Annotated in this window: 9 protein-coding genes; 5 read left to right on the forward strand and 4 right to left on the reverse strand. The window is 59.9% G+C overall.

Features of this window, described 5'->3' with window-relative positions; translation table 11 throughout:
- Positions 1–19 precede the first annotated feature (19 nt).
- A complete protein-coding gene (locus tag ACR3EL_RS17900; RefSeq protein ID WP_480722499.1) occupies positions 20–565 on the forward strand; it encodes an RNA polymerase sigma factor in 546 nt (181 codons plus the stop codon).
- Positions 562–2,493, forward strand: a complete 1,932-nt coding sequence (locus ACR3EL_RS17905) for a vWA domain-containing protein (RefSeq protein ID WP_480722500.1) — start codon at positions 562–564, stop codon at positions 2,491–2,493. Before ACR3EL_RS17900 ends, ACR3EL_RS17905 begins: the two co-directional genes overlap by 4 nt.
- Before the next feature lie 17 nt (positions 2,494–2,510).
- On the opposite strand, the gene ACR3EL_RS17910 is transcribed toward ACR3EL_RS17905, so the two are convergent.
- From ACR3EL_RS17910 to ACR3EL_RS17925, 4 genes are read right to left on the reverse strand one after another with little or no spacing between them, the layout of a single operon-like run.
- The gene (locus ACR3EL_RS17910; RefSeq protein ID WP_170341903.1) at positions 2,511–3,167 is read right to left on the reverse strand and encodes an ABC-type transport auxiliary lipoprotein family protein; all 657 of its coding nucleotides are present in this window, start codon (positions 3,165–3,167) and stop codon (positions 2,511–2,513) included.
- Complete coding sequence (locus ACR3EL_RS17915) at positions 3,164–4,480, reverse strand: MlaD family protein (protein WP_170341905.1); 1,317 nt, start codon at positions 4,478–4,480, stop codon at positions 3,164–3,166. The genes ACR3EL_RS17910 and ACR3EL_RS17915 overlap by 4 nt, the downstream gene beginning before the upstream one ends.
- A gap of 5 nt (positions 4,481–4,485) precedes the next feature.
- Positions 4,486–5,301 carry an ABC transporter ATP-binding protein gene (locus ACR3EL_RS17920; protein ID WP_170341907.1) on the reverse strand — a complete coding sequence of 272 codons (816 nt, stop codon included), beginning with the start codon at positions 5,299–5,301 and terminating at the stop codon, positions 4,486–4,488.
- A 1-nt stretch (position 5,302) separates the two neighbouring features.
- Entirely contained in the window at positions 5,303–6,427 is a 1,125-nt protein-coding gene (locus ACR3EL_RS17925; protein WP_170341909.1) for an ABC transporter permease, read from the reverse strand.
- A 197-nt stretch (positions 6,428–6,624) separates the two neighbouring features.
- On the opposite strand from ACR3EL_RS17925, the gene ACR3EL_RS17930 reads away from it, so the two are divergent.
- The 3 genes from ACR3EL_RS17930 to ACR3EL_RS17940 all read left to right on the forward strand — a co-directional run bounded on the left by ACR3EL_RS17930 (position 6,625) and on the right by ACR3EL_RS17940 (position 11,702).
- Positions 6,625–8,160, forward strand: coding sequence for a sulfatase-like hydrolase/transferase (locus ACR3EL_RS17930; RefSeq protein ID WP_170341911.1), 1,536 nt, complete (start codon positions 6,625–6,627; stop codon positions 8,158–8,160).
- A 220-nt stretch (positions 8,161–8,380) separates the two neighbouring features.
- Positions 8,381–10,066 carry an aspartate-alanine antiporter gene (aspT, locus tag ACR3EL_RS17935; RefSeq protein ID WP_170341912.1) on the forward strand — a complete coding sequence of 562 codons (1,686 nt, stop codon included), beginning with the start codon at positions 8,381–8,383 and terminating at the stop codon, positions 10,064–10,066.
- Positions 10,067–10,085: 19 nt separating this feature from the next.
- The gene (locus ACR3EL_RS17940) at positions 10,086–11,702 is read left to right on the forward strand and encodes a bifunctional aspartate transaminase/aspartate 4-decarboxylase (protein ID WP_170341914.1); all 1,617 of its coding nucleotides are present in this window, start codon (positions 10,086–10,088) and stop codon (positions 11,700–11,702) included.
- The last annotated feature ends 19 nt before the right edge of the window (positions 11,703–11,721 follow it).

Here is an 11,721-nt window from a genome sequence, read left to right on the forward strand (position 1 = left end):
CTGCGTCTGAATAGTCAGAATGAGCAAACTGACCTCGGATGAAGAATTAGCCCATGGGGCCGCCAACGGGGACGCGGAAGCGTTCGCGACGCTGCTTGGACGGCATTATGACCGCGTGTTCCGGCTGGCCTTTCGGCTGACCGGCAGCGCCGAGGTCGCCGAAGATCTGACGCAGGACATATGTGCAGCCTTGCCCGCAAAAATTGTCGGGTTTCGAGCGAATGCAAAGTTCACGACCTGGCTGTATCGGGTCGTCTGCAACGCGGCACACGATGCGCGGCGTCGAACGGCCAGCCGAAACCGGGCAGCAATCGGCTGGGGCGATGTGGAAAAGATGCGGCGCGCTGAAGCCGTCGAGGCGGCCGAGGCCCTGTCATGGCTGCAAAGGGCCATGCAGAGCTTGCCCGAAGATCTGCGTCAGACACTGGCGCTGACGCTGGATGAAGAAATGACCCATGCACAGGCCGCCGACGTGCTGGGCGTGTCCGAGGGCACGGTCTCATGGCGCCTGTCCGAAGCCCGAAAGCGCCTGCGCGCGATCAAACAAGAGGAGCTTGCCCGATGAGTGATGAGCTCGATGATCTGAAAACACTGATGGATGCCGCAACGCCTGCAGCGGATGAAAAGCGGCGGGCCGTCAATCTGGAACTGGCCAGAAAAAACTTTGCTGATCTCCAAGGATCCCGACCCGGTACGCGTCCCAATGTCAAGCGAGGCCCGTTGGCCCGCGTGACAGAAGGAACCAAAGCCATGTTGAATGCAATTTCGACCCGCGGCGCGCTGGCCGCCACAACAGCCATCGCTGCCGTGACGCTGATCATGATCGTGCCGCAGACACGGGACGGTGTGCTGTCCCCGAGTTTCGATACCGAGACCCGGGTAATCGGCCAGCCGCAGGCGGTTCGGCCATCCGGACAATCAGACGCTGAAACGGCTGAGATGGTTCTTGAGGAACCCGTTGTCGAAGCGCCGATAGTTGTGGAAGAAGCGCGGGAACCTCTAGCAAAACGCAGCCTTCTCTCGCAAGGCCACCTCGCTGACAGCACAGTGGCCCCTTCGGTTTCGAGTGACGCTTTTCGTCCGCCAGCGCGACCCGAGCAGTCGTCCGAAGAATTTGCAAACGCCGAAACCAACTCACTCAAGGTCACTGCGGAAGAACCGGTTTCGACGTTTTCGATTGATGTCGACACCGCATCTTACGCCATCGTCAGGTCCTCGCTTCTGGCTGGTCACTTGCCCCCGCGTAACGCGGTGCGGATTGAAGAAATGGTAAACTACTTTCCCTACACCTATCCGGCGCCGGACGGCGCGGTGCCGTTTCAGCCAAGCATCACGGTCATGCCCAGCCCATGGAATCCCGGTACTCGGCTGGTCCATATCGGCATTCAGGGAACGCTTCCGGTGATCGAAGAGCGCCCGGCGCTCAATCTTGTCTTTCTCATCGACACCTCAGGTTCGATGCAGGACGCCAACAAGTTGCCCTTGTTGAAACAGTCCCTGCGCCTGATGTTGCCCGAGTTGCGACCCGAGGATCAGGTATCGATCGTGACCTATGCAGGCAGTGCGGGCCAGGTTCTGGAGCCGACATCCGCAGCCGACCAGGCCAAGATCCTACGGGCGCTCGAACAATTGGACGCGGGCGGATCCACAGCGGGACAAGCCGGGCTTCAGCAAGCCTATCAGGTGGCTGAAAACATGGCCGCCGAGGGCGAGGTGACGCGGGTCATTCTGGCCACGGACGGGGATTTCAACGTCGGTCTGTCCGATCCTGAAGCTCTGAAGGAGTTTATCTCTGACAAGCGCGACAGCGGAACATATCTGAGCGTTTTGGGTTTCGGGCGCGGTAACCTTGATGACGCTACGATGCAGGCCCTGGCCCAGAACGGAAACGGACAGGCGGCTTACATCGACACGCTGAGCGAGGCCCGAAAAGTGCTGGTTGACCAACTGACCGGTGCGCTGTTTCCGATTGCCAACGACGTCAAGATTCAGGTCGAATTCAACCCTGCCCAAATCGCCGAGTACCGCCTGATCGGGTACGAAACTCGCGCTTTGCGCCGCGAGGACTTTTCGAATGACACTGTTGATGCGGGCGACATAGGTGCAGGCCACAGCGTGACCGCGATCTACGAAGTCACGCCGGTCGGCTCCAACGCAATTCGCAATGCACCGCTACGGTATGGAAACACCGCCCCTGCTTCGGGCAGTAATGAAATCGGCTATTTTAAGCTGCGGTACAAAACACCCGGCGACACGCGCAGCCAGTTGATCGAGCAACCGATCTTGGACGGGCAGGGCCGCCAGACGGATGACGTGAGGTTTTCGGTCGCGATTGCAGGTTTCGGCCAGCTGTTGCGCGGCGGCACTTACCTGTCCGACTGGAGCTATGATGATGCAATTGCGATGGGCAACACGGCCCGTGGGACCGATCCTTTCGGGTACCGGGCCGAAGCCGTGGCCCTGATGCGTTTGGCGCAATCCCTGTCAAAATAAAGGGCGGGCAATCCGCGTCAGTTCAACGACGGGCGCGGATTGTTGGCGGCGTGCGAATGGATCTTCCGCACGCTCCACTCAACCGCGTCGCGCATGGTTTTGCCCAAGGCGGTGTCAAAAGCGGCAACAAGATCCGGCGTTTCGTCGCTGGTCGAGACAACGGCTTCCTGAAACGAGCTTGAAGCGATGATCTTGTCTTCGAACTCGTCGATGATCTTGATGTTCATTCGCACTTCGATCTTTACGGTTTTCGAGTTTTCGGTTTCTCCGACGACAATCCCCTGGAACTCGCGCAGGTCCGGAACGATGACGTAGTCGGCGCGCAGGCCGACCGTCGAACGGCCCACGGCGGCGACGCGACCGCTGTTTTCAAAGCTTTCGACCATCAACGCCTGAACGATCAAAGGTGCTCGGTCCACCCAACGCGCGCGCGGCAGATACTGGACCTGCAGGGGCGTTGGCTGCACGGCAATCTGGTCGGTATTGACCGCAGCGGTTGCAGTGGGTTCCTGGATGACGATCTGTTTCTGCACCCGAGGCAAAGACTGCGAGAACGTACTCTTGGGGGTCAGCAGATACAGGTCGTTCGGTTTCGAGGCCTGTTTCAACGTGCCCAGACCGGCACATCCGCCCAGCGTCGTGATAGCAAGGGTCAGAAGAAGGGACCTGATCATTGACGGAACTCCGATGCTTGGGTGCCCAGAAGGAAACGCGCGGGGTCGCGCTCGACCTTGTCGACAAGACGGTCCAGACTGATGACAAGGCGTTGGGATTCTTCCACGAAACGAACGAATTGTGGCAGTCCGACCCGCAGGAAGTCCGAAACCTGCCGGCGGTTTTGTTGAACGATGCCGTCGATGGTTCCCAACAGGTCCGATGCCGATTGCGACGCGCTCAGAACGTCCGCTGAAATCTGGTCGATCTTGTCGGTCACGTTCGTTACCGTTTCGGCCACTTTGGTGGCGGCGTTTCGGATGTCGGCAACAACCTGTGCAACGTCTTCGTCTATCACGCGATTGGCCGAGTCGAACGCGCGTTCTGCGGATGCCAGAGTTCCTTTCGCCGTATCCATGGCCGAGGTCACCGAGTCGAGCGTTTGGTTGGCGTTGGCAAACGTGTTGTTTACGGTTGCCATGGTGACCGCGGCTTCATCCGACAACCCGATCAGGCGGTCCGCGAGTTGCGACCCGCGCTCGATGAAGGGGCGAACGTCGTCTTCGATGACCTTGTTGGCCGTGGCCAGCGTCTGGTTCGCGCTGTCCAGTGCGGTTTTGGCCGATTCCGAGGCCGTTTTGATGCTGTTCAGCGTATCAGTTCCGGTGGTCAGCGTGGTTTCTGCAGTATCGGCCAACTGATCCAGGCGTTTGGTGAAGGCCCCGATGTCCTTTGCCGCGCCGCCCAGATCGCTGGACAGGGATTCAAAATCGTTCAGGGTCTTGTCCAGCCGGCCCGAGGCCGAAGCCAGGTTGTCGAGGATGTCCGACACGGCCTTGCGATTGTTGTCATCCACCACCGCGTTCAGGTTTTCCAGCAAGGTCACCGCCTCGTCCAGGACCTTGGGTGCGCCTTCGAACAGGGATTGGATGGCGCTGCGCTTGCTTTTGATGACACTGTTCTGCGGCAGCCGTTCGGCATCGGGCGACCCGCCCGACAGCTCGACATAGCTGACGCCGGTCACCCCCAGCGACTGCAACTGCGCGATCGTGTCCGTGGTCACCGGAATGTCTGCATCAACCTCAAGCCGGACCCTTACTTTGGATGGGTCATCGTCATCCAGGTCCAGCGAAATGACCTGTCCCACGGGCAGGCCGTTATAGCTGACGCCACCGGCGGCTGACAGGCCCGACACGTTGTCGAACAGCACGTCATAGTACGCGTATTGGCGCGTGACTTCGAACTTGGCCAGCCACAGGAAGAAGCCGAACGCGCTCAGGATGCCCGCCAGTGTAAACGCGCCGATCAGGATATAGTTCGCCCGGGTTTCCATCGCCTTTACCTGTCCTGCCCCTTCTGTTGCGCCGCGCGGGCCCGGGGGCCTGTGAAGTACTCCTGCACCCAAGGGTGGTCGACCTTGGTCATGTCTTCAATCGGACCTTCCACCAGCACGCGCTTTTCTGCAAGAACCGCAACGCGGTCGCAGATGGCGTACAGGCTGTCCAGGTCATGTGTTACCATGAAAACGGTCAATCCCAAGGCCTGTTGCAATTCTCCGATCAATTCGTCGTAGGCCGCGGCACCGATGGGATCCAGTCCGGCGGTGGGCTCGTCCAGAAACACGATCTCGGGGTCCAATGCCAACGCTCGGGCCAGCGCGGCCCGCTTGCGCATCCCGCCTGACAGCTCTGACGGGAACTTGCCACAACTCAGCTGCGGCAAGCCGACCAGACCGATTTTCAGGCTGCCGAGCGCCCGCATCAAGCTCTCGCTCAGGCCGGTGTGTTCGCGCAACGGGGCCATGACGTTCTGAAGCACAGTCAGCGAGGAAAACAGTGCCCCGTCCTGAAAGGCCACGCCCCAGCGTTTCTCGATGCGGCGTCGGTCGGCCTCTGGGCCGTTCAGCACGTCGACGCCCAAAACTTCGATACTACCCGCAGCGGGTTTGTTCAGCCCGACAATGGTGCGCAGAAGGACGGACTTGCCGGTTCCGGACCCGCCGACAATGCCCAGCACTTCGCCGCGCCAGACATCCAGGTTCAGGTCGTCATGCACCACCTGTGGACCGAACTGGTTGCGCAGATTGCGCACACGGATCACCGCTTCGCGCTGCGCGTCCAGCTTGGCGGTCGATGTCTGAGCGGATCCATCCATGTCAGACACCGATCTCGGAGAAGAAAATGGAGAACAGCGCGTCAATGGCAATGACCATGAAGATCGACTGAACAACTGACGCTGTGGTGCGCTGGCCGACGCTTTGGGCGGAGCCCTTGACCTGCATTGCCTGCCAACAGGCGATTACCCCGATGACCATGGCAAAGAACGGCGCCTTGATCAGCCCAACCGCCAGATGCCAGACGCTGGTGTTTTCCTTCAGGCGCGTAATGAACATTCCGGGGCTTACGCCCAGGTCGATCCAGCTCATCAGGGCACCGCCAAAAAGGCCGGCGATATCGGCCACGAAGCCCAGGATCGGCAGCATGATCAGCAGTGCAAGAACCCGTGGAATGACGAGCACCTCGATCGGGTCTAGGCCCAGCGTGCGCATGGCGTCGATTTCTTCCTGCACTTTCATAGAACCGATCGAGGCCGTGAAGGCCGAACCGGACCGACCAGCCACGATGATCGCGGTCAGCAGGATGCCCAACTCGCGCAATACCGAGATCGAGATCAGCTCAACCACGAAAATTTCCGCGCCGAATTGTTTCAACTGGGTGGCCCCTTGAAAAGCCAGAACCACGCCGATCAGAAACCCCATCAGCGCCACGATGGGCAGGGCCTTGAACCCGGTTTCCTCCATCTGCGACACGACCGCGGCGCGGCGCAGGCGCCACGGCATGATCATCGTGCGGCCCAGCCGGTGCAGGGTCAGGCCCAGAAAGCCGAGGATCGACATGGTGTCGCGCCCGGCGCCCACTGTTGATTGGCCCAGGCTCTCAAGCCATGGCATGAAACCTTTTGGCGGGGCCTCGGCGGGAATGTCCTTGGGAATGTTCTCCGAGACGGTTTCCAGCAGCGCGGAATGTGCCGGTTTCAACCCGTCGAATGCCACGGTCGCCCCCATGGCAGCGCAGCGGTTTTTCAGGTCCGCGATCAGCCACGCGCCGCCGGTGTCCAGCGCATCGATGTCGGACATGTCGACCGTCACACGCGCCGCATCCGGACGGGTGGCGCGAAAGGCGTCTTCGACGGCGCTCAACGACTGTGTCAGCATTTCGCCAGACACAATCACGCGCGCTGTGCCGCCTTCCTGTTCGACTGCAATCGAGGGTTTCGTCATGCCGGTATCAGACGGGAAACCGTTCCGGGCCGCAATGGCTTTGTTCAACCGGGCGGCGATTTGGGTGCGGGGGTTACCGGTTTGCACGGCCCGGGTCGCCCTAGAGTCGAGAATTGGCGCAAAACCGGTTGCCTGCCCGAGGGAACCCCGACACAGTCCGCACCGTCGAACACCAGTTTTCCAATGGGAATCACGGCATGAGCCAAGCAGGAAATGTTCTTTTCATCATCATCGACCAATTGCGGGCCGATTGTCTGCGCGGTGCTCTGGCTGATCATGTCGACCTGCCCAATCTGCGCGCCTTCATGGACGAAGCCGTTTCGTTCGACCGGCATTTTTCCGTAACCAATCCCTGCGGGCCGTCCCGCGCCTCGATCCTGACCGGGCAATATGCGATGAACCATCGTTCGGTCCGCAATGGAACGCCGCTGCGCCATGACACGCCAAACATCGCCACCGAGATGCGAAAAGCCGGCTATCTGCCGATGCTGTTCGGCTATACGGACACCTCGGCCGATCCACGGGTTCATCATCCGAATGATCCCGCGGTGAAGACTTACGAAAACCCGATGCACGGGTTTCACGAAGTGCTCGAAATGCGACTTGAGGAGTCCTTTCCTTGGCGTTCCTACTTGATGCGCCAGGGATACGAGTTCGAAGACTACTGGGATCTCTACAAGCCGGTTTCGCCGGATGGGTCGGCCCCAAAACTGAACGACCCGGCCCCTTACAAGGCCGAGGACAGCGACACCGCATTTCTGACCAATAGGTTTCTGGACGGAATTGCCGCCTATCGGAACTCGGGATGGTTCGCGCATTTGACGTATATCCGTCCGCATCCGCCACTGGTGGCCCCCGCGCCCTACAACCGGATGTACGATCCCGACGCGTTGCCTTTGCCAAACCGTCTACCCAGCCCCGAGGACGAAAAGGCCGTGCACCCGTTCTTTGGACCCGCTCTGGACTCGAATACACCAAAAGACTGCGTGCAAGGTTTTTCCGAAGTTGGGCCGACGGATGAGAACACGCAGACCCTGCGGGCCGTCTATCTTGGATTGGCAACCGAGGTTGACCATCATATCGGCCGGGTCATCCGCTTTCTCAAGGACAGCGGCCAGTATGACGACACGCTGGTGGTGATCACTGCGGATCATGGCGAGATGCTGGGCGATCATTATTCCTGGGGCAAAATGTCAGTGTATGACGCGGCTTACCACACGCCGTTGATCATTCGCCTGCCCGGCAACGCTCAGATGGCCGGCCAGCGCGTCGAAGTGCCGACCGAGTCAATTGATGTCGCACCCACGATCCTGGACTGGGTTGGGCAAGAGGTCCCGAACTCGATGGATGGTCGATCCTTGCTGCCGCTGCTGCGTGGTGCCGTGCCAGAGGACTGGCGCCGGTATTCCTTCAGTGAGCTGGACTTTGCCGATCCACTGACGCCCACTCAGTTTCAGAGTGATCTTGGAACGGGTCACAGCAACTCGTGTCTGGGCATCCTGCGTAACGAGCGCTTTACCTTGGTCGAGTTCGCAGCTGACCTGCCGCCGTTGTTGTTCGACCACCACGGTCGGGGCGAAGCAGAGAATGTCGCCGCAAACCCTGACTACGCAGCTGATTTGGCGCGGCTTGGTCGTGAAATGCTGCGCCACCGTATGCGGAACATGGATCATTCCCTGTCCCTGCATTCCGTGACATCCCAGGGGCCGAAGTCGGTGCGCAGGTTCGATTGATCCAGGCGGTTGCCGACGATTTTTCACACCTGTGCCGCCGCTGGCGGACACAGTTCCGAGCGGCTCGGTAGCCAAACAAATCCAGATAACTCAATGGACAAACGGTCCTCGTGGGGTATCGTGACCTTGGAAATTCCTGCGCTGATCGCAATCGTCCGGGCCTCCGGACAGCTGACGTTCAGGGTGGACTGAGCGACGCAACAAACCCGAAAGGCGCAGTATGGTCGATTGGCTGGTGAATATCCTGCAAACCTATCCGGAACTGGCTGTCTTCCTCGCCATCGGCATCGGGTTTTTGGTCGGACCAATCAAGGTCATGGGGTTCAGTCTGGGTTCGGTAACGGGCACCCTGTTGGCGGCCGTCGTGATCGGGCAGGCACAGATCAGTATTGATTCAGCGGTGAAGTCCACCTTCTTCATCCTGTTCATCTTCGCAGTTGGTTACGGCGTTGGGCCGCAGTTCATTCGCGGTCTCAAGGTCGACGGCGCGCGCGAGGTGCTTTTTGCGCTGAGCGTCCTCGCCCTGTGTCTGATCGTGCCGGTCGTGTCGGCCAAGATCGCCGGGCTCGAGCTTGGCTACGCCGCGGGCCTTTATGCCGGCTCGCAAACGATTTCTGCGGCGATCGGAGTGGCGACGGACCAGATCAACCAGTTGGGTTTGTCGGCCGAGCAGGCCAAAACCTATTCCAACCAGATCCCGGTCGCCTATGCGGTGACATATATCTACGGCACGATCGGGTCGGCGATCATTCTGGCCAAGATCGGCCCGCGCCTGATCGGTGTTGACCTGGTGGCCGCCTGCAAGGAATACGAGGCCAAGCTGAGTGGCGGCGAAGATGTCGAGACCGGAGGCGGCATCGTTTCGGCCTATCGCGCGATCGAGGCGCGCGCCTTTGAGATTCCCGAAGGCAGCGAATTGCTCGGCCAGCCGGTCAAGGACCTTTTGCCCGGTGTTCGCGTCTATGCCGAACGCCTCAGCCGAGGTGGCAAGATCGTCGAGGTTGATGCGGACACGGTGCTGCAAGCGGGTGATGTCGTGATGTTCTCAGGCCGGCGCGGTGATCTTGTCGGAGCGCTCGAGCCCAGCCTCAAGGAAGCCGATGCGCCCGAGCTGCTGAGTATCCCATCGGAAAAACTGGACGTTTTGATCACAAGCAAGGACGTGCACGGCAAGACATTGGATGAGCTCAGCAAGATGCCTCAGGCCCGTGGCGTGTATGTGTCGAAGCTGACGCGGAACATGATTGATCTGCCGCTGCTGCCGGGCACGGTTCTGCATCGCGGTGACATTCTGACCATTCTGGGCAGCAAGCGCCATGTCGAGGCGGCCATCGCCGAAATCGGGTACGCCGACCGGCCCGTTGACACGACCGATCTGGCCTTTGTGGGCTGGGGCATTTTCATCGGGGGTGTCATCGGCACGCTTGCAATTACAATGGGCGGTTTTCCGATCAGCCTGTCTACCACTGGTGGCGCGTTGCTGGCCGGGCTGCTGCTGGGGTGGCTGCGCACCGTTCACCCGACCTTCGGTCGCATTCCCGCACCGTCGCTGTGGTTGATGAATACGCTGGGCCTGAATGTCTTCATTGCGGTCATCGGGATATCGGCCGGGCCCGGTTTCGTGGCCGGTTTGCAGCAGGCGGGTATCGCGCTGTTGTTATGGGGTATTGTGGCCACGTCTTTGCCGATGATTTTCTCGGTTTATGTCGGGCATTACATATTCAAGTTTCATCCCGCCATCCTGTTTGGCGCCTGCGCGGGCGCCCGGACCACGACGGCTGCGCTCGGCATGATCCAGGAGGCCGCGCAAAGCCGGATTCCGGCCTTGGGCTACGGCATGCCCTACGCGATCGGAAACACCCTGCTGACGATATTCGGGATGGTCGTCGTTTTGATCCTCAGTTGATTTGAAAAGGTCTTGAGTCATGGACAGATTAAAGCTGCACGATTACGAAGCCCTCAGCCCCTTTCAGATCAAGGACGAGCTGATCAAGCTGGCCTCGGTCGAGGCGCGCAAATCCAACAGCGCCTTTTTGAATGCCGGCCGGGGCAATCCCAATTGGGTCGCCACCCGCCCGCGTGAAGCGTTCTTTGCGCTTGGCCAGTTTGCCGTGACCGAGTCGCGCCGCGTCATGAATCATCCGGCGGGTCTGGGGGGGATGCCGGCAATGGCAGGTTGCCATGACCGTCTGTTGGAGTGGGGCAAGGCCAATTCCGAGATGCCGGGCGCCGACACGCTTTTGGATGTAGTCGACCACGCCATCCGGGCCTTTGGTTTCGACGCCGACGAATTCGTGCACGAGCTGACGGACTCGATCATCGGCGACAACTACCCTGTTCCCGACCGTATTCTGAAACACAACGCCGCCATCGCCCACGAATACCTGATGTGGGCCATGTGTGCCGGGCACCGTCCCGATGCGCAGTTCGACCTGTTTGCGGTGGAAGGCGGCACAGCGGCCATGTGCTATATCTTCAAATCGCTCAAGGCCAACCGGCTACTGAACCCGGGCGACACGATTGCCCTGTGCACGCCGATCTTCACGCCCTATCTCGAGATGCCCGAACTTGAGGATTACAGCCTCGCGTCCGTTCACGTTGAAACGGACGAGGAAGATGGGTTCCAACTGACCGATGCTGCAGTCGAAAAGCTGAAGGACCCCAAGGTCAAGGCCTTCTTTCTGGTCAATCCGGGCAACCCGTCGTCGGTGGCCCTCAGCGATGCTTCTCTGCGCAAACTCGCGGATCTGGTCGAGAACCACAGGCCGGACCTGATTGTCCTGACCGATGATGTGTACGGCACTTTCGTACATGATTTCACCTCGGTCATGGGCTACATGCCCCGCAACACTATCGGCGTTTATTCCTATTCAAAATATTTCGGCTGCACCGGTTGGCGGCTCGGCGTGATCGCCGTCGCCCAGGATAATATCTTCGACGAAAAGCTCGCCGCGCACCGGGCCGAGATCAAGCAGAAGCTCGACAAGCGTTACGGCACGCTCAGCCTGCACCCCAGCGAGATCAAATTCGTCGACCGGCTGGTGGCCGACAGCCGGGATGTGGCCCTGAACCACACCGCCGGATTATCCCTGCCGCAGCAAGTCATGATGACGTTGTTCTCGCTCTGCGAGTTGGTCGACACAAAGAAAGCCTATCAGGCCGCCTGTATCGAACTGGTGCATAGACGGTTCCACCTGCTGACCGAAGCCTTGGGGATCGAGGTCCAGCCGGGTGATCACTATGATGCCTACTACGGCATCATCGACTTCGAATTCTGGCTGCGAAAATACGTCGGCGAAGAGGTCGTGGACTGGATCAAGAAGAACGTCCACCCGTTGGACATCGCGTTCAAACTGGCCGAGGACTATGGGATCGTGCTGCTGAACGGCAGCGGTTTCGATGCGCCGAACTGGTCCGCGCGAGTATCTTTCGCCAATTTGCCGGATGAGGCATACACCCAGATCGGTCGCGCTGTCCGTTCGGTCGCGCGCGGTTATGTGCAGGCCTATCGGGCGGCGAACAACAAGCCACTTCACGGTTGAATCGCCGTTAGCGGTCACG

Source organism: Ruegeria sp. BJ3, assembly GCF_056535665.1.